The organism is Paenibacillus sp. FSL K6-4396, assembly GCF_038002525.1.
Taxonomy (GTDB): domain Bacteria; phylum Bacillota; class Bacilli; order Paenibacillales; family Paenibacillaceae; genus Paenibacillus; species Paenibacillus amylolyticus_B.
The window spans coordinates 1,046,580-1,065,312 of the sequence record NZ_JBBOCR010000001.1 but is presented as its reverse complement, the minus strand read 5'-3'; the positions used below and the strand labels follow the sequence as shown (position 1 = coordinate 1,065,312).

Here is an 18,733-nt window from a genome sequence, read left to right as displayed (position 1 = left end):
TGTACAAACGTTTGCTCAAATGGAAGACAAGATGACTCCTCCGTTCAATATGTAGGGGGAAATAAGTCAAGAAGTATGTAAAACCAAAGATGTAAGCGCTACAATAACAATCACATCATACAATACTGCACTTTCTTTGCACAAACGTTTGCACAAGCCATATTTGCTCAATTTTAACCAATTTACCTCTTTTACCTACAGTAATTTCCTGTTTCCTTGTTCAGACTCTTTCTTCCTTTATTTTACTTCCTGTGCATCTCATATTTGGCAGTTAGCAATTGATTTATCGTATCCTTTGGATTACCATAGGAGGATATTTATACGATTGTTCAGAAGGGATTTTTTACATGATTACGATCAAGGATATTGCCAGATTGGCGGGTGTTTCCCCTTCTACAGTGTCACGGGTGATTTCCAACCATCCCAGAATCAGCACCAAGACGTCCATCAAAGTGAAGCAAATCATGAAGGAATTGAACTATCATCCCAACATCATGGCGAAGAGCCTGGTTTCCAAAACGACACATACTCTTGGCATTATGCTTCCTCGTCCTGCTGAAGAATTGTTCCAGAATTACTTTTTCGGGGAACTGCTGCGAGGTATTATTACACATGCCACGCGTATGAATTATGAATTGCTGCTAACTACTGAAACTTCATCAGACAATGAACTGCACGCGATATCCCGCCTTGTTCATGGTCGTAGAGTGGATGGCATTCTGTTGCTTGGGTCCAAACGAGACGATCCCATCATCACATTTTTGGAAGCGGAAAAGTTTCCTTTTGTGTTAATCGGTCGCAGTGAAGCTCATCCCAATGCCCCCATGGTGGATAACGATAATGTACAGACTGCTTATGATGCGACACATCATCTGATCGCCCAAGGGCATACGCGAATCGGATTTGTCAGCGGCCCACCGGACATTACGTTATCGCATGATCGCATGCTAGGATACCAAAAGGCGCTTGCCCAAGCCGGGCTGGATGCCGATAGTGACTGGATTGTGGAAGGCGAATTTCTGCAGGAAAGTGGATTCAGGGCGATGTCGCTGTTCATGTCCTTGCCAAACAGACCCACCGCAATCGTTGTCATTGATGACAATGTGGCCTTTGGGGTACTGAGAGCTCTTGCCGAGCTTCATTATCTGGTGCCTGAGGATATCAGCGTGGTCAGTTTTAACAATATTGCTCTATCGGAGCTGGCTTCACCACCATTAAGTTCTATAGACATTGGAACCTATCAGCTGGGCTATACAGCCGTTCAGGTATTGTTGAAAATTCTAAGCGGGGAACCACAGCCTCATAATCCGGTCATTATTCCCCATCGTCTGATCGTGCGCGAATCCTCACTCTTTTCCAAACCAAAACCACCCTCAAATTGATTCATTTCGAGCATCCGTGTAGTAATGCAAACGTTTGTCCTATACGGGTATGGCGCTGTGGTCCACTGTTTTCGGATTAACAAAAAAAGAAGCCGCATATGGTTATGCGGCTTCCTGACTGTTCGCACTATTTCGTTGCTCCATGCTCGACTGCTCTTGAATGAATTAATAAGAGCTCCAGCCTGAATCAGCTGTAACGACGGTTCCGTTCACGAAGCTGGACTCGTCCGATCCGAGGAACAAGGCCACCTTGGCGATCTCTTCACTCGTCCCAATGCGTGGGTTGATTGCCATGCCCAGCTGTTGCCGCCCTGCACCGTATGGGCTAATACCAGCCATGGATGCGCTGATGTTGGTTGCCACGGCACCTGGAGCGATAGCATTACAACGAATGCCTTGCTCAGCATACATGTACCCTGTATTTTTGGTGAAGCCCACGACCGCATGTTTGGAAGCCGTATAGGCTGCTCCTGCACGTCCGCCGTGCAATCCACCTGCCGAAGCAATGTTCACGATGACACCTTTTTGTTTTTCCAGGAAGATCGGCAATACTTTCCGTGTTGTCCGCATCACACTGGTTGTGTTCACAGCGAACAATCTCTCCCACTTCTCATCCGTTATATCCGCTGCCGGCTCCATGCCATCCATAATGCCCGCATTGTTAATCAGAATATCTACTGTACCGTATGTGCTCACCGTTGTATCAATCAGATTCTGCACATCTTCTTCTTTGGCTACATTGGCCAGAACCACAATCGCTTCCCCGCCCTGTGCCTTAATATCATTCACTACCGCCTGTGCGGATTCCTCGTTAATATCCGATACAACTACTTTCGCACCCTCTTGGGCGTACAACGTGGCGATCGCTTTCCCCATACCTGAACCAGCACCTGTAACAACTGCCACTTTATCTTGAAGTTTCATTCCATGTATCCTCCTTTGTGTATTCGTTTACAATAAGTTAACAAACAAATGTTCATTAACTCTTATCCTTAGTATAATAAGTCATAGCGTTTCACTTCAATCAGTAAAAGCTTGTCCAGTTGTACGTTAAACAACACTACTAAGCCCAAATGTTCTTTAATTAATAAATTGAACTCGCGAGGAGGAAAATAGATGTCTGAAACCCCAAATTCGATGGACCGAAGAATCAAGAAATCAAAAGCTGCGCTGAAGGATGCCCTCATCCATTTGATGCAAAAACATCCCTTTAAAGAAATATCCATTACGGATATTGTCCAGCGCGCCGACCTGAATCGAGGTACATTTTACAGACATTATCAGTACAAGGAAGACCTGTTCAATGAGATCATCAATGATGTGATTCAGGATCTGGTGACTTCTTTTCGCAAACCCTATCAAGGGTTGAAAGAGTTCGAGGTTGGTCTGATGCCCTCTTCGGCCATCACTATATTTGAACATGTGCACCAGCATGCACAATTCTACACACTGGTTGTGAAATCGGAGGCCTCCTCCAATTTTCAGCGTATGATCTGCGATGTTCTTCGAGATCTTTCCTTACAGGATCTGAACCAAATCTTCCCGCAGCACATTAACCCTGAACTGCTGGCAAGTTACCAGTCTCATGCGATATTTGGCATGATCATGGAGTGGATCAGACAGGATTTCAAGCACAGCCCCGCCTACATGGCCGAGGAATTGTTCAAGATCATTCATTACAGGCCCGACAATGTCGTGTTGAAAGATGAACATTCAAATCGCCATTCTTCCCTATAGCGTGGTCATTGAGAGGGATTTTAAGAAAGGTTTATCACCATAATAATGTAAATACATTCCTGTAATTTCTGGTATTGATATGTTAGATTATCCAATGGAATACAAACAAAAGGAGGATGACATTACATTTGAAAAAGTCGTGGATTATATCATTGATTACCAGTTTTGTTTTGCTTGGCGGAGTGCTTTTCTCTCCAGCCGCTTCTGCCGATGCAACCAAAGTAGCAACCTCTACATATTCAGATCAGAGTTATGAAGAATTTAAGGAGTACACTACTCAGTTATTTGCTCTTGAAACTTATGAGGCCAAAGCCTTTACCGCTCTGGAAAGCATCGATACTCAGGTAACTTCAACGAACCGCAAGTCCATGTATCTTAAACTTACGAATACAGTGATCCCCAATTATACAAAATTGGTATCCAAGGCAAAACAAATCAAGCCTACCAACCCGCAAATTAAGAAAATTCACGCCACATTTATCAAGGCAAGTTACACTCAGCTCGAAGGGTACCTCTTGTACCAAAAAGCAGTCTCCAAGAACAAAGTGAATTACACATTACTGAAACAGGGAAATGCAAAAGTAAACACCGCTGCTGTTCTAATGGACCAATGTGAACAACAGTTATATGCTTATGCAAGAAGTTTGGGATATGACAGTTAGTCACTAATTATAGAGAACCAAAAAGCGATCATTCCTCATGCTTAATGAGGAATGATCGCTTTTTCTAATTATACAAATGATAGCCATCTAACAAGTGACATTGTATTTCTCTCTCTTCTGACTTACAGCCCCAGCTTCTGCCCTTTCTCCAAACGCTGAATCTGCTGCTCTCCGGTATCCGCAAGTTCACGGAACTGGTTAATCGTCTCGCGCATTCTTGGCAGGGCTTCCTGCTTATAAAGACTAATCGAATCGAGTGCTGACAACACATCGGTGAACGCCTGTTTCATCGTATCCACGGAAATGCTGGCTTCATATGCCTGCTTCTGGATGGCAATCCCCTGATCCTTGAGCATTTTGGATGTACCCGCAATCAGATCATTGGTTGTCTGGTTCAGCAATTCAATCTTCTGCAATACAATCTTCTGATTATACAAAGCACTCGCTACCGTAACAGCAATTTTCAGTGCCGAGATCGTTACATTCTTGGCCCGGTCTACCCCTCGGATTAGCTCCTTGTTGTTACGGATGACTACTTCAATCGCCATGATGCCCTGTTGATTCACGACCAGCATTTGCTGCAGGTCCATGACCCGCTGACGGAGCGGGAACAGTACTTCCTCTGTAATAAAGCGGACTTTCTCGGGGTCCTCATTGCGAACCTTGGCGGCTTCAATCTGCGCATCGATGGACTCATCCATGAGCACACCAAGCTGAATCTCCTTTTGCAGTCGTTTGGTGAGTTCTCTCAGGTTCTGTTGTTCGATCTCCAGCGTCGTATTATCGTTACGCAGGGTGGACCTGCCTTTATCCAAAGAGGTTACGATGTCAGCGATGACTGCGTCAGCCTTCTGGTATTTCAGGAAATAGGCGCGAAGCGGATTGAATAATTTCCCGAGGAAGCCGGTCTTGGCGAAATCAACCACACTTGGGTCGAGATCCTTCAGTTGCATATGCAGCTCGGTCAAACCTTTGGCGACCTGACCGCCCTCGTCTCCCGTCTTGGACAGATGTCCAACGGAGACTTGAAGCAAGGCGTTTTTCTCGGAAGAGGATCTCATCGTGTTCATACCAAAGCCGTCAATGGATTGCAGAATCTCTTTGCGTTTTTCCAGGGATTCGAGATCCAGTGTCATAATCATCTCTACGTTGGCATCGGCCACTTGTTGAAGCTCCGCGACCTCGGCGGGCACGGGTTTCACCTCTTCTTCAATCACCTTCTGAATTTCCTTGTGGCTCGGTATTTCCATTGAAAATGACATCTATAGTTCCCCCTTTAGATTACATCTGTACGTTAAACAGGTTACCGATCTTGTACACGACATCATCGGTATCGGCATTGATGCTTGCCGCTTCGTTAATACTGGAGATGCTCTCCAGAGCCTTGATGTCTGCGTTGTACCCAATCGTATAGATCGGCACTTTGTACGTCTCGACCAGATCCCGAATATCCTTCAGGGTGTGACCTTCATTGGTCTCGCCATCACTCAGGACAAAGATTAAAGGCTTCACGTTTGGATTAGCAGCCATGTAATCTTCCAGCATCTTCATCGCTACCACGATCCCGTCAAAGGTCGCCGTCCCTCCGCCAGCTTGCAGACTATCCACTGTTCCGACAAACATGGACTGCTGGTTCGTATCATACTTGGCAATGGGCAGATTCACGGTTACCCCACTGGAGTAAGAGACCAAGCCAATACTGTTGTCTGTACCCAGGTACTTCTGACCTTTGCGCAGGGACTCCTTCAGTCGGTTAAGCGGTTCGCCGTCCATGCTTCCGGATACATCCGTCACGAACACCGCGGCAATCGGTTTGCTGCCGTTTTTCTTTTCTTTCCATACTTTCTGTGCAGACAACAACGTGCCGCCATCCACGGTGGCCAGTTCGGATTTGTAATCCTGCAACCCGTTGAAACCAAACTCTTCCGCTGATTGTTGGTACTTCGCCTGGGTTACGAATTCCGCAAACTTCTGGATAATCTCCTGTTTGTTCTGCGGCAATTGTCCCAATGCATACAGCGGACTGTCATGTCTCACGCCAAAAGGTGTAAAGACGTAACCACTCTTGAGATCAGCGGTATTCACATACGTCTGGTATTCGAGTACAAAGGCATCCAGTCTGCCTGACTTGGCCGCTTCCCGCATCTGAATGGTTGTCGAGGCCGTAAACGGAACATTCGTCTGGAATTTCTCAAATCCCTCAATCGCCTTCTCTCCCAACGGATTGGCGCTATCATACGTATTCAGTGCAGTCACCAGAAAGTTCAGTCCGGTGGAGCTGGCAAATGGATCGGTATATCCCATCGCGAGTTCATTGTTGGCAATCGCTTCGGTTACGGTTTTTACATTAACGGAGCCATAGGTATCAACCAGTGCATCATACTTGGCTTTAGAAATGACAATACCAGGAACATTCCCAACCAATCGCTTGGAGACCATCTCTGTCTTCACCCCACTGGCCTCAACCATCTCGCCCCACAGTTCATTGGAAGGTGTGAATGCATCCGGTATATACTTGCCCGACTTGATATAATCGGTAGCGGTTCCGGAGGCAATGTTGCGGATTTTGACCGATACCGGTTTTCCACCAACGCTGATATTCGCTTTGTTGAATTCCTCGCCCACCTCGGTTAACCAGCCGTCTACCCCGCTGCCCGACTTCTCTGGGGAAGAGAAAATTTCGACGTAATCATTCGTTGTATTCTCTACGGCAATTGCGAATTTGGAGATATCCGGCAGTGATTCCGCCACATCGACCGGATCGAGATCAATCTGTCCTTTGACCGGTTCTGCCGTTGCTGGTGCAATGTCCGCGTACAGTTTGCCCAGTTCCTTACCTGCATTCTCTGTGCTCACCTGTGTGGTCGACTTGCCAAAGTTCGACGTCAGTGTAATCCCTGCATAGACCAGACCAAATACGAGTACCAGCATTACAATCGATATGAAAAAAAACTTTCCCTTCTTGGCCATACGAGCAACCCCTCACTGTCTGTATAATTTGGTGTGCTTGATTAACTGATCAATCTCCTGCATACAAGGCATCTGTTCAATATCTCCGGCTTCAAAGCTGTCGAGGCGTGAAATCTCCAATAACAACTGATCAAGCTTGAGCAAAATTTCCTCATTGGTGTGTAATGCATTCTTCACATAAGACAGATAATCGTTGTATACCTTGGTTTTTTCCTGAAAAAGTTTTTGGGGAAGGTTTGAGGATTTGGATTTCATCATGTTGGCATAGTCGGCTTCATCAAATACATTCAACCGGTTCAGCACACTGCGGATATTCAGGTACAACAGCTTCTCCACTTCCAGCGTGACCGATGCGAATTTTTTGTAGCTTAGTTCCCCCGGATCAAACCGCTGATGAAGCACATTCAAGAGTGTTTCTTTCTTCTTTTTCATCCGGCTAAGTTGGGACAGCCCCAGCGTAATATCTTCTTCGAGGACCTTGATGCGTCTATAAAAAGATAAAGCTTCCACATAATCTTCATGTGTTTCGATATGCTTCACGGGCAGGACTATCGGCTGCCTCAACAACAAGGTATAACTGCCATATAAAAGTGCCATTGCACTACCGAACAACAGGGTAACGGATAGCGCAGTTGTGAATGCACCCTCCCCGAAATTCAGCCCTATAAAGCCGGGTGAGAATGCCAGAACATTCACAGCCACAATACCGAGGATTAATCCCAATAATTTTATGTACTTGATCATGTTCAATCATCCGACCTCCTTTCATGTTATATATTGGTGCCTCATGTCGTAATTTTCCTGATCAACTTCTTCTTATTGTACATGATGTTAACGCTCTCAGGTGGATAACATTGGATATTCGAATACTCATAATATACGTGGTTTGGGCTTATCCCATTTCATATTTTCAGGGACAACGTGGAACTAGGCAGGAAATTTGGTGGTCAATCCGTAGAAGTACGTCTTTTCAAACAGCAGATTGTGGAGAAGAAATGTTATCAGGTAATACGTGGAAAATAGCTATGCGTGTCATTTTTTATATAAGACTTGTCTGAAAAATAGTACTGCAAAAAGGACGAATCGGAAATCATCCGGTTTCGTCCCTTATGCGTTGGTTCACTTTTTTTAGTTTCCACTACCTGAGCTTGAACAACGAATCCAGCGGAATGTGCAATTCAGGATACAAGACAGATATAATCGTTTCCTGCTCTGTATACAGATGACGGGTCTGGTAACTGCCATCCTCCAACGTGTACACATGGACGGTTTGATTCCCGGGGTCAACAATCCAGTATTCGTTCACGCCGTATTTCTGATACAAGTTAAATTTTTCGTTAAAATCCTTTAGCGCAGTCGAAGGCGATAACACCTCGATAATTAAAGAAGGTGCACCGTTACAGCCATTCTTAGATATCTGGTCTTTGGAGCAAACCACCGATAAATCAGGCTGTACAACTTGATCTGGCAGGTCATATTGTTCATTTTCGCTAAAATACACATCAAAAGGGGCAACAAACACGAAACATTTCCGATTCTGAAAAAAAGTCCGCAAAGAGAAGTGCAGCTCACCCACAATAAACTGGTGCAATGAAGTGGGTGCTGGAGACATATTAAAAGCTTTGCCGTTAATTAATTCCCATGCCCCCTCCCAAGTTAACCAATCCTGAAAGTTATAAGTACCTTTATTATCGGGTTTTGCCACACTTCCAACCTCCTCTTTCACCTAACCGTAATTTATTTTCATTATAACATTGTGTTTGCGCCTTTTCACACCATGCCTCTTATTACGCAAAGAGAGATTCCGGTTTGCTTCGTGTAGTACGTACCTCTACGACTTTCCCGGCACAGCCATTGTCGCCCTTCGCCTGGAACATGACCTTAACGCTGTCTTTACCTGATGTTACGCTCTCAGGAATATCATATGTCACATAGAACACGTCGCCAATCTTGTTCATATGAATTCGCTGCTCTCCAATGAGTGTTCCATCCATGGTAATGGTGAATTGTCTCTCATATAACGTACCTTCCCGCTCAAACGGGGAATGATCTCCACCCCAATAGGCCACACATAAATAATTGGTTGCGGCGTGGTCCACTGCCAGTTGATAACTGAAGTAAGCTCCACTGATGCCAAAAGCCTCTCGCCACATATGCAACTTCTTACGGCCATCTGTGGTTGAACCGTTGTGATGCTCCCCACGGCAGTTGCTATCAAGTTGATGTCCAATCTCATCCTGCTGACCGTCAGCCTGAACCCTGTCGATCGTGATATCGTTCAACTCTTTCTCGAGCGCATCACCTTCATCGTTAAACGGCCAATACACGGTATAAAATTCATGATGCACATCATAGAACGGAATGAGTTTCACGGCTTCACCTGTGGAAGTGACATCCTTGCTAAGTTCGAATGTTAACGTGTCTGCATCTACAACCTTGATCCACTCTTGTACATCCTCCTGCTCCGTCCAGATCACAGGTACGGGTGCGGTCTTGGGATTCAGTGCTGTTTCATCCACAATCGTATCCTCTGGAAGACCCTCGTTTCCCAGTGCACCGGCGAGTACAATCGGGCCGTACAGGAATGCCACCTTGTGGGCATCATCCCGGGAGGTGTACTGGCGAAGTGACATCGGCAGGGTGATTGTGATGACATCGCCCGCAGACCAGATGCGGTCGATGGACAGATAGCCGGGTTCCATCCGTGTATACGGATGTTCCGTATCCCCGTTAACCGTTGCCGTCATTGGCTCTTGCAGCCATGAGGGTACGCGTAATCTTAGATGAGCCGAGGCGCTGCCTCCGGTGATCGTCAGGGTCACCTTTTCCGAATAAGGAAAGTCGGTTTCAAGCTTCAGGGATAATCCCTGTGACGCCCAATCCAGTTGGGAAGCGATATACAGGTTGACGTACAGGTCTTGTTCATTCTCAAAATAGATGGCCTCGGCATATTTGCCCGGGTTCTCCATGCCTGATCCTGTGCAGCACCACCAGGCGGTATCGTGAGTACCATAGATTTTGTAGTGGCCTTGTAGCGTTGATGCAAAATATGTTTTGTTCCCCGTATCGGGGTCCTGCGTGCCGAGGATATGATTATAGATGGCGTTTTCATAATAGTCCATGTAGGCACTATCGTGATTCCAGGCGAAGAGTTGCTTCGTTAGATGCAACATGTTGTGAGTACAACAGCTCTCTCCTGTTTTGATCCCGAGACTCTCCATGCCCTTTGCTTCGTAATGCTCCGAAATGCTCGTCGCACCAAATACATAAGAACGATGATGCACCGTGGTGTTCCAGAAAAACTCTGCCGCTGTCCGGTAACTCTCATGGGTATGATCCTGATTGTAGATTTCGGCAGCACCGATCACTTTGGGAATCTGAGTATTGGCGTGTCTGCCTTGAAGATCGTCCTGCTTGTGTTCCAAGGGTCTCAGGATCAATTGATGGGTAAACTTATTGGCGATCTCAAGGTATAAGGCTTTGCCCGTGATCCCATACAAGTGTGCAAATACTTCATTCATGCCCCCGTGTTCACTTTGAAGCATCGTCTGCATCTGTTCTTCTGTCATCGGGAGCAAACCTTCTACCGCCCAGTCTGCAAATCGAGTAACTACATCAAGTGCCTGTCCGTTACCAGTGAGTTTGTACGCATCAATCAGGCCGCGATAGATTTTGTGCACACTGTACCAGGGAACCCAGTATTCACCGATATTGAATCCACCAATATTCTCTGCTCGAAAAGCCATGTGGAAAGGTTCTTCCGACAAACCGCCGATATATCCGCTCCCTGTGGTCTGCTGGATTCTCGCCAGTTCGGTGACAGCATAATCCAGTCTTTCTTTTAACGTGATATTCCCGGTTGCCTGATACGTCACAGCCAGGGCAGACAGATAATGTCCGAGGGAATGTCCGCTGATGGTACGTGCCTCCCAACCCGCGTAACGCTCTTTTCGGGCAGGTAAACCATGAGCTTCGAAGCATGGAGCCAGGAATCGATCAATATCCAGCGATAACAGGTAACGCTCCCCCACCTCTTGTGATGTTTGGAACACTCCATTTAACAGATCTACATGTTCCGGTCCCAGAAATCCTTTTTTCGTATCAATCATGACACTCACTCCTTCTCGGGATGTAATAGATAAGTTGAACTAAAGATTATTTACACTGACACTACGATGACAGAATAACCTTCCAATCGCTGTTATCCCCAGATTTTTTTGATCCCCTTTCTCAAGGGAAAATCCAGGGATAAAGGCGAACGCTTCGCTTTTTCAGGTTTTTTCTGTCCTCTCCGTTATCTTAGTTCAACTTATATAGATATCCATTCATTCTTAAGGGGTAAAATCCGTGTTCTGTTCCATATGTCCAATACTCAACAATCCACTTCCGAGCTTGAATATCCCCATATTATCAAATAAAATATAATTACATCAGACTCATAATCCAAGAAAAGGTGGATAAATCCGTCCTATGCAAAAGCCACTGGAACATTACCTGTGCGGCAAGTTCATATCCGAAGGCAACTGGAGCCACATGAGACGCAGCATGCCTGTGCATGAGATCATTTTGATGCTGGAAGGTGAGATGTACATCGCGGAAGAAGAGGAACAATATGTAGTTCGTGCCAACGATCTGTTGTTTCTGCGCGCGGGTAGCACCCACTATGGCTACCAAATCAGCGACGCCCCCGTCAGCTTCTACTGGGTTCACTATGATGCCATGTTGGCAGATTTCAACCAGTTTAGGACACATGCCACCATTCAGGTACCTTCCATGGCCAATCAGTTGTTTAAGCAGCTGCTGCATGTGTCATCCTTCTCACCGGAGGAAGCCGACGCTGCATTGCTATTGTTGTTCAGAGAACTGGAGCGTAATATAGAGGCCGATTATCGCCCGCACAATGCGATTGTGGACCATATCTGCAAGTGGGTCGATATTCATCTGCATACAAACATCACGGTGAGTCAGATTGCAGAAAATTTTAATTTTAACAAAGACTATATTTCCAAAATGGTGAAGCGCGAGAAAGGTACTGGACTCAAAACCTATATCCTCACCGAACGTATTCGCCGGGCGAAACAGCTGCTGCTGAACACCAATGCCAGTGTAAAAGAAATTGCCGGACAGTGCGGCTTCTCCGATTACAAGCTGTTCCTGCGCATGTTCAAGCAATACGAAGGCAATACGCCAACCGAATATCGCAATCATCTGTATTCCACACAGCTCAATCGCTGATATGCTTTGATCTATAGAAATGACTGAGTTTACTATAGAATATTTGAATCAATCGGATTGAATCCGTTATGGTAAAATGCAAGAAAACGATATTCCAAACTTAACCCATAAGAGAAGGGGAATTATTAGATGACAACGGCTGCCGTTACGATTCATCCTGCCACAGAAACGGACCATCCAGAGATTATAGATATCCTTATTGCAAGTTACGCCGAGTATCGGGAGACTTTTGAGCAAAATGAACGCTGGGAGGCCTACCTAAAAGATATTCGAGAGTCAGTGGTTAATCCGTACCTGACACAATTATGGATCGCCAAGATTGATGATCAGATTGTCGGTACAGTCCAATTATTCGAAACAGCGCGCAAGGCTTATCCAGACTTTGAATTACCAATCGATTATCCGTTTATTCGGCTGTTAGGTGTTGATCCAAAATGGAGAGGTCATGGAATCGCCAGAGAATTGCTCCAGCAATGCGTGGAATCTGCCAAGAACATGGGCAAAAATACGGTGTATTTATATACAGGCGGTCAGATGGTCAACGCCATCCGTTTATATGAGCGTTTCGGATTTACAGAGGATGAGGAATTCAGCTCCGAGAGTAGCGGGGGTAAGGCGATCTGCTACCGATATGACTCCTAGTCGACGGTAAAAGTAATCTGAGAGCCGCGATCAGCGGAATATGATTGATGAAGAGTAGCTAGTGAAAGATGTGTGTTCTACTTGAATAACGCGAAAAAGACCATTCATACGGATGAACGGTCTTTTTCGCGATCTAAAACTTATACTTCAATTACGTTGATATGAAAATCTATCTTCGTTAGCGAACGGTTTTTAGTCGCCAATCTCCACCAAAATCTTCGCATGGCTCTTGTCGGTCATTAACAGTTCAAGTCCTTCCTGCACGATGTCGTCCAGTTTGATTTTTTTGGTGATGACCTGTTTCACATCAAGCGATCCTTCCGCAATCAATGAAATCACTTCAGGGAAAATGTGACGATAGGCCAACGTTGCTGTCAGGTTCGCTTCCTTCACCAGAAGATCGAAGAAGTTCACTTGAAGCGGGTTCGGAATTGCTGCAATGACAACAACTTCTCCACCTTTTTTGACAACCGCAATGGCGCTATCCATCGTTGGTTGCACACCCGCTGCTTCATAGGCCACATCAATGCCGCCCGATTGCTGCAAAATCACTTCGGTTGCATTGACTTTGGCACTGTTCACCGGAATGGCTCCCAGCTTGACTGCCAAGTCCAAACGTTCCTCAAATACATCGACTGCATAGATTTCAGAGGCTCCTGCTGCTTTGGCAGACAGAATCGTCAATAATCCAATTGGACCGGCTCCGTATACGGCTACTTTGTTCCCCACTTTCAGCTTGCTATGACGAACCGCGTGAAAGGCTACTGCCGTAGGCTCAACGAGCGCGCCTTCTTCGAAAGTTACGTTATCCGGTATGGGATGAACCATGTAGGATTCAACAACAACATACTCCGCAAAACCACCATCACCATTCAGTCCAACGAATCCAAATTGAGTACACTGGTTATAACGCCCCTGGATACAGTACTCACATGTTCCACAATGGTACAACGGCTCTACCACGACTCGATCCCCTACATTGATACCGCTTACATTACTCCCCAATTCACTCACGGTTCCTGCAAATTCATGACCCAATGTCAGCGGTGCTTTTTGTCCTGAGAGCGGATGATTCTCGCCTTCTTGAATGCCCACACCATGATGATAGGCATGCAAGTCACTGCCGCAGATCCCTGCATATTCCACTTTGATTTTGACCTGACCCGCTTGAGCGACCGGAACCTCCCGTTCTTCCACACGCACGTCTTTATGGGCATACCATACTGCTGCTTTCATGAAGTTCATCCCCTTTATATGATTGTCTATATATTATATCGCTGTTCATGTATTATTCATATTTATAGATACTAATGTTAACATTAGTTGTATTAATGCTAAACGGAGATGAACTCATGAATCTGGAACAGCTCGAATATGTCGTTGAAATTGCAAAAACGCAATCATTCTCCGCCGCCTCGGAGCATCTGCATGTCACACAATCGGCGATCAGCCAATCGGTTCATCGTCTGGAGAAAGAATTGGGTATCATCCTGTTCGAACGCTCGCGGCAGGGAACTCACCCCACTCCCGAAGGCAAACAATTCATTGCCAAGGCACTGGACATTTTGCAGCGGATTGATGAATTGAAATCCCTGAACGCAGAAACCTCCTCTCTTAGCGGAGAGCTTCATGTGGCTACTTTTCCAAGTGTCATGCCGTATCTTGTCCAGTCTGCTGCAGATATGAAGCGTGAGCACCCCCAACTTAACATCTCGATTGAAGAGAAAGGGTCCATGGAAATTATCGAGGATATTCGGAGTAACAAAACCCATCTGGGCTTTATCGCGATCTATGCCAAACAATTGCGGGAATTCGATGGACTTCACTTCAGTCCCATGTACTCGGGCAAGCTGGTAGTTGGTACTCATCACCTGTCTGAACTTGCCAAACACAGCCGTGTTTCACCTGATCAATTAAAAGAACACAAGCTGGCACTCTATCGAGATGGTTTCATCGAAGACTTCATCAGGGAATTCACTTATGATCATGGATCTCTGTCCATTCTGTTTAAAACAAATAATTCAGAAGCCATCAACATGGTGTTACGAAACGATATTGCCGCCACGATTGGTCACGACTTTTCCTTTTACCAAAATCCATTATGGAAGGAAGGTCTGGTGAAGATGGTAGAGATCACTGGAATCGATCAACCGAAAATGCAAATTGGCTTCGTACAGACGGAGTCCAAGGAGTCCGCCGTAGCTGCAGAACGATTCGCCCAACGCTTCAGACAGGCGATAGAGCTGGATCATTTAAAAGTTTAAATCTAAAAAAGTGCTCCTCCCTTTGAAGGAAGTTTGGGATGAACACCAACTTCTCCAAGAGCGGAACACTTTTCTGACTACCTCTTGCGTTACTATTACTACACCTTACTCAAACTATACTTTAACTTTGCGTACGGCTTCGCTCATCTCGTTCGTCTGCTGCTCCAGTATGGTGGAGGTCTGCGCCACCCTGTTGAACATGGCCGATTGTTCACGCATTAAGCGATAGATTTCATCCGAATGATCCGATACTCCGGCTGAGATCTGCGAGATCGTATTGACAGAGGCTGCAGCCTCTTCCGAACCTGCCGAGATTTCCTCTGCCGCAGCGGAGACTTCCTGAATGCGACTGGTCACCAGTTGGAACGCATCAACCACATGGGCGAAAGCTTGCTCCGCTTCTGCGGTAATTGTAACCCCTTGTCCAATCTCGGTTGCAGTAACCCCCATCTGTGAGCCAATCTGCTGTGATTCTTGTTGAATACGAAGCAGCAAGTCGGAAATCCGTTCCATGGATGTGCTTGAGGCCTCAGCAAGCTTCCGAACTTCATCCGCCACAACCGCAAAACCTTTGCCATGTTCTCCTGCATGTGCTGCCTCTATGGATGCATTAAGCGCAAGCAGCTTCGTCTGACTCGCAAAATCACGAACCGTGTGCAGGGCACCACCAATTTCCTGGGAGTAGTTGTTCAGCACCTGAACCATCGCTACAACTTCACTTGAGACATGTGAGATGCTCTCCATCTGTGTTTTCATCAGTGTCATGCTCTGTTTACCTGACTCCGCCGTAGAAAGCGCACTTGTTGCCGCATCCGATACAACCATCGAGGATTCGGAGATATCCGTAATACCTTTTGCAATCTCTTCCATCGCATGCGCGCTATCGCTCGCACCCTGCTTCTGTGTATGTGCCCCTTGTCTAATCTGTTCGACAGATTGGTCAACCGTCTTGCCCATCTCAAGCATCTCTTCGGTACTGCGATTAAATTCCTTCGTTGATTCCGATAAAATATTGGTGGTTACCGCCACGCCTTCAACCATGTTACTCACGATCTTGTTCAAGTTGCCGGACATATGTATCATCGCTTGATATGTGGTTCCAATCTCATCTTTGCTTTTCAGACGATACGACGTCAAAATTTTGTTGGCTTTTGCAAGCTCACCCTGTGCCATTTTTTCCACACTCGCCTTAAGCGGTTGAAGTGGCCGCAGTCCCCTCACGATAAACCACATGACAACGGCAATGCCTATAAGTGTAATTAAAAGCAGCAAAGCATAAAAAGGAATACTCGACTTCATAATATCTGACTCAATGCTTCCGATCACCGATACCGCCGTATCGATACCAATGACACCTGTTACAGCGCCGTTACTATCGAGCAAAGGAGCATAAGAGGAAATATAGTCGCCATACTCCTCGTTGTTAATGATTGAAGAACTGGCTGTTTGCCCCTGCAACAGCTTCTGTACAGCCTCCTGAGGGACATCCGTCACTTCATTAATCGGTGAGGCTTTATCTGCATCCTTCATGCCGTCCACCATAATAAGTGGCGTACCTTTGTCATCTATTTTGACGAAATAGACATACATGGCCCCGATACTTACGCGAAAATCATCCAGCTCATCACGAATCTTCAAGAACGCGTCATTCTCCTTGGGATTCTTGGCAAACTCGGCATAAGATGCGGTATCCAGCTGATTCACATAACTCTGAGCAATCTGGATATTGTAACTCGATATGGCCTCCTGCGCAGCCAGCTTCATATTGGCCACCTGTAACAGCATGCTGCCAACAGCTATAATCGTCATGGCCAGTGTAACGACTGCAACAATGCGTACAACCAAACGTTTCCTAAAAAAACCGATCATCCGCTCCTCTTCCTCTCCCGTGAACCCAAGCCTTTTTGACTAGGCGATACCCAAAAAACACATGCTTGAAGCACTAAGTATGGGAAAATAGTAAACGAATATGTCGAATTAGGCAAGAAAATATTGGGTTATCATAAAAACGCTATCATGGATGTGGTAGATTTGTTAGCAGAAACTACATCTAGGCATAATTTTAGTTTTTTTCCCAACAGAACCTGCAATATATACCTTTGTCTTGTAACCACTTCTAGTTAAAATCCTTTCAGCAAATGAATGGACAACTTACTATTGCCATAAGGAATTAATTCAGTTATATTATTAATTAATTGATCAGTTAATTAATTAATTGTAATGATGAGAGGAGAATTCATTTGGCCAGACCGGTTAATGAGGAAAAGAGACTCGAGCGGCGTAAACGAATCCTAAAAGAAGCCGTGATCCTGTTTGCCGAAGGCGGATATTCCAATACCACAACGGCTATTATTGCAAAAACTGCAGGAGTAACTTCCGGAACCATCTTTCAATACTTCCCAAGCAAAGAAGCTCTGTTCCATGCCGCTGTACTTGAACCGCTTGATGATATTCAGAAGAAATCACTTGCTTCTCTACAACAAAAAGGAACACCAGGTACGCTGATTAAAAACATGGTAGAAGAACAATTCAGTCATATTTACTTCTATACCAATGAGCTGCGACTTGTTCAATCTGTCTTGGGGCAACGAACCCGATTTCCCGAACTTACACAGAAGGTTCTTGAAAGCATTAAAATAATGACCGATACGATTGAATCTGTCTATACAAAGGGACAAGCCATGGGGGAGTTCAACAAAAACTTCTCTCCAGCGATGATCTCTCGAAGTTATATCTCTTTTTTGAATGGAGTAGCTTTAACTCTCGGAGATGACATCCTTCATCATCCTGAGTGGGAGAATCTGAAGGGACATGCCTTTTATCTGTTTGCACCCATACAACACGAAGAAACACTGGAGGAATCTCAATGAGTCAATCATCTTTACCCCCTGCTCTGACCTTTAAAGGTCGTATGAAGAAACACAAGAAACTATTATGGGGCCTGGGGATAGCACTTGTGCTTATTGTCTCTCTTGTATTCTTTGTATCCTATAAAGTAGTAGACACGTTATTACACCATCCACGAGATACCAATGTCAGCTACGAGTTGAATATGGAGAAAACACCTTACGAAGAAGTCGAATTCAAGAGTATGAAAAATGATAATACGATTCGAGGAACTTTCTTTCCAGCGAGTATATCTTCAGGCACAGCAAGTAACAAAACAATTATTGTCGTGCATGGGTATACGAGTAATCGTTTAGTCAAAGGTCGTACTCCCAAGTTGGTAGAACATTTCGTTCCAAAGGGGTATAACGTACTGGCCTTTGATCTCAGCTCACAGGGTAAGTCCGATGGGAATTTGATTACGCTGGGACTACATGAGAAATACGATTTACTTGGGGCTGTAGACTATCTAAAATCCAGAGATCATGCGGGAGACCATATTGGAGTTATCGGCTTCTCTATGGGGGCTGCTACTTCTCTACTGGCCACAAGTGAAAGTGATGATATCCAGGCTGTAATTGCAGATAGTCCATTTCGTAATGCCGGTTTATTTCTGAGAGAGGGCCTGCCATTCTTCTCAGGTTTACCTGCATTCCCTTTCAGTTATACATCGACATGGATGGCGGATTGGGTCTTTAACGTTGATCTCGATTCCGTATCACCCATGGACGCGGTTAAAAAGATGCAAGACAAGCCCGTTATGCTCATTCACGGTACTGGGGATCAGCAAATAAGTTATAAAAATACAGAAAAGATCTATGAGTCCTTAAAAAATAATCCCAATGCAGAAGTATGGTATCCTCAAAATACGGAACACATTGATGCGATTAATCATTATCCTACTGATTATTTCCAAAGAGTAGATCACTTTATGGATAAGTATGTAGGACAATAA

General features: G+C 45.4%; 16 protein-coding genes. 8 read left to right on the top strand and 8 right to left on the bottom strand.

Features of this window, described 5'->3' with window-relative positions; translation table 11 throughout:
* Positions 1 to 347 precede the first annotated feature (347 nt).
* Entirely contained in the window at positions 348 to 1,382 is a 1,035-nt protein-coding gene (locus MHB85_RS04725; RefSeq protein WP_341072485.1) for a LacI family DNA-binding transcriptional regulator, read from the top strand.
* 165 nt (positions 1,383 to 1,547) lie between these two features.
* On the opposite strand, the gene MHB85_RS04720 is transcribed toward MHB85_RS04725, so the two are convergent.
* Entirely contained in the window at positions 1,548 to 2,306 is a 759-nt protein-coding gene (locus tag MHB85_RS04720; RefSeq protein ID WP_341072484.1) for an SDR family oxidoreductase, read from the bottom strand.
* Positions 2,307 to 2,498: 192 nt separating this feature from the next.
* Between MHB85_RS04720 and MHB85_RS04715 the strand changes: the two genes are divergently transcribed.
* Both MHB85_RS04715 and MHB85_RS04710 read left to right on the top strand, forming a co-directional pair.
* A complete protein-coding gene (locus tag MHB85_RS04715) occupies positions 2,499 to 3,119 on the top strand; it encodes a TetR/AcrR family transcriptional regulator (protein ID WP_341072483.1) in 621 nt (206 codons plus the stop codon).
* A 128-nt stretch (positions 3,120 to 3,247) separates the two neighbouring features.
* A complete protein-coding gene (locus tag MHB85_RS04710) occupies positions 3,248 to 3,781 on the top strand; it encodes a hypothetical protein (protein WP_341072481.1) in 534 nt (177 codons plus the stop codon).
* A gap of 122 nt (positions 3,782 to 3,903) precedes the next feature.
* Here MHB85_RS04710 and MHB85_RS04705 read toward each other — a convergent pair whose 3' ends face one another.
* The 5 genes from MHB85_RS04705 to MHB85_RS04685 form a co-directional block, all read right to left on the bottom strand.
* Positions 3,904 to 5,043: a toxic anion resistance protein gene (locus tag MHB85_RS04705; protein ID WP_091015899.1), complete on the bottom strand. Its 1,140-nt coding sequence runs from the start codon at positions 5,041 to 5,043 to the stop codon at positions 3,904 to 3,906.
* Between the two features lie 19 nt (positions 5,044 to 5,062).
* Positions 5,063 to 6,751: a vWA domain-containing protein gene (locus tag MHB85_RS04700; protein ID WP_341072479.1), complete on the bottom strand. Its 1,689-nt coding sequence runs from the start codon at positions 6,749 to 6,751 to the stop codon at positions 5,063 to 5,065.
* Between the two features lie 12 nt (positions 6,752 to 6,763).
* Positions 6,764 to 7,495, bottom strand: a complete 732-nt coding sequence (locus MHB85_RS04695; protein WP_091016231.1) for a hypothetical protein — start codon at positions 7,493 to 7,495, stop codon at positions 6,764 to 6,766.
* 394 nt (positions 7,496 to 7,889) lie between these two features.
* On the bottom strand, positions 7,890 to 8,456 hold the full coding sequence (locus MHB85_RS04690; protein WP_149846283.1) for a Uma2 family endonuclease: 567 nt from the start codon (positions 8,454 to 8,456) through the stop codon (positions 7,890 to 7,892).
* Between the two features lie 82 nt (positions 8,457 to 8,538).
* A complete protein-coding gene (locus MHB85_RS04685) occupies positions 8,539 to 10,860 on the bottom strand; it encodes a beta-L-arabinofuranosidase domain-containing protein (protein WP_149846282.1) in 2,322 nt (773 codons plus the stop codon).
* A 361-nt stretch (positions 10,861 to 11,221) separates the two neighbouring features.
* On the opposite strand from MHB85_RS04685, the gene MHB85_RS04680 reads away from it, so the two are divergent.
* Entirely contained in the window at positions 11,222 to 11,986 is a 765-nt protein-coding gene (locus tag MHB85_RS04680; RefSeq protein WP_341072476.1) for a helix-turn-helix transcriptional regulator, read from the top strand.
* Between the two features lie 129 nt (positions 11,987 to 12,115).
* Positions 12,116 to 12,628 (top strand): GNAT family N-acetyltransferase, encoded by a 513-nt coding sequence (locus MHB85_RS04675; RefSeq protein ID WP_341072475.1) that lies wholly within the window; start codon positions 12,116 to 12,118, stop codon positions 12,626 to 12,628.
* Positions 12,629 to 12,820: 192 nt separating this feature from the next.
* Here MHB85_RS04675 and MHB85_RS04670 read toward each other — a convergent pair whose 3' ends face one another.
* A complete protein-coding gene (locus MHB85_RS04670) occupies positions 12,821 to 13,864 on the bottom strand; it encodes a 2,3-butanediol dehydrogenase (RefSeq protein ID WP_341072474.1) in 1,044 nt (347 codons plus the stop codon).
* Between the two features lie 116 nt (positions 13,865 to 13,980).
* Here MHB85_RS04670 and MHB85_RS04665 point away from each other — a divergent pair, with 116 nt between their 5' ends.
* Entirely contained in the window at positions 13,981 to 14,892 is a 912-nt protein-coding gene (locus MHB85_RS04665; protein ID WP_341072472.1) for a LysR family transcriptional regulator, read from the top strand.
* 114 nt (positions 14,893 to 15,006) lie between these two features.
* On the opposite strand, the gene MHB85_RS04660 is transcribed toward MHB85_RS04665, so the two are convergent.
* Positions 15,007 to 16,761, bottom strand: a complete 1,755-nt coding sequence (locus MHB85_RS04660; protein WP_341072471.1) for a methyl-accepting chemotaxis protein — start codon at positions 16,759 to 16,761, stop codon at positions 15,007 to 15,009.
* A gap of 371 nt (positions 16,762 to 17,132) precedes the next feature.
* On the opposite strand from MHB85_RS04660, the gene MHB85_RS04655 reads away from it, so the two are divergent.
* A complete protein-coding gene (locus MHB85_RS04655; RefSeq protein ID WP_091015914.1) occupies positions 17,133 to 17,762 on the top strand; it encodes a TetR/AcrR family transcriptional regulator in 630 nt (209 codons plus the stop codon).
* The gene (locus MHB85_RS04650) at positions 17,759 to 18,733 is read left to right on the top strand and encodes an alpha/beta hydrolase (RefSeq protein WP_341072470.1); all 975 of its coding nucleotides are present in this window, start codon (positions 17,759 to 17,761) and stop codon (positions 18,731 to 18,733) included. The genes MHB85_RS04655 and MHB85_RS04650 overlap by 4 nt, the downstream gene beginning before the upstream one ends.

Coding starts and splice junctions, on each gene's coding strand:
- MHB85_RS04700 (WP_341072479.1), bottom strand. CDS start 6,751: ATGGCCAAGAAGGGAAAGTTTTTTTTCATATCGATTGTAATGCTGGTA.
- MHB85_RS04650 (WP_341072470.1), top strand. CDS start 17,759: ATGAGTCAATCATCTTTACCCCCTGCTCTGACCTTTAAAGGTCGTATG.
- MHB85_RS04680 (WP_341072476.1), top strand. CDS start 11,222: ATGCAAAAGCCACTGGAACATTACCTGTGCGGCAAGTTCATATCCGAA.
- MHB85_RS04695 (WP_091016231.1), bottom strand. CDS start 7,495: ATGATCAAGTACATAAAATTATTGGGATTAATCCTCGGTATTGTGGCT.
- MHB85_RS04675 (WP_341072475.1), top strand. CDS start 12,116: ATGACAACGGCTGCCGTTACGATTCATCCTGCCACAGAAACGGACCAT.
- MHB85_RS04685 (WP_149846282.1), bottom strand. CDS start 10,860: ATGATTGATACGAAAAAAGGATTTCTGGGACCGGAACATGTAGATCTG.
- MHB85_RS04665 (WP_341072472.1), top strand. CDS start 13,981: ATGAATCTGGAACAGCTCGAATATGTCGTTGAAATTGCAAAAACGCAA.
- MHB85_RS04715 (WP_341072483.1), top strand. CDS start 2,499: ATGTCTGAAACCCCAAATTCGATGGACCGAAGAATCAAGAAATCAAAA.
- MHB85_RS04670 (WP_341072474.1), bottom strand. CDS start 13,864: ATGAAAGCAGCAGTATGGTATGCCCATAAAGACGTGCGTGTGGAAGAA.
- MHB85_RS04725 (WP_341072485.1), top strand. CDS start 348: ATGATTACGATCAAGGATATTGCCAGATTGGCGGGTGTTTCCCCTTCT.
- MHB85_RS04720 (WP_341072484.1), bottom strand. CDS start 2,306: ATGAAACTTCAAGATAAAGTGGCAGTTGTTACAGGTGCTGGTTCAGGT.
- MHB85_RS04660 (WP_341072471.1), bottom strand. CDS start 16,761: ATGATCGGTTTTTTTAGGAAACGTTTGGTTGTACGCATTGTTGCAGTC.
- MHB85_RS04705 (WP_091015899.1), bottom strand. CDS start 5,043: ATGTCATTTTCAATGGAAATACCGAGCCACAAGGAAATTCAGAAGGTG.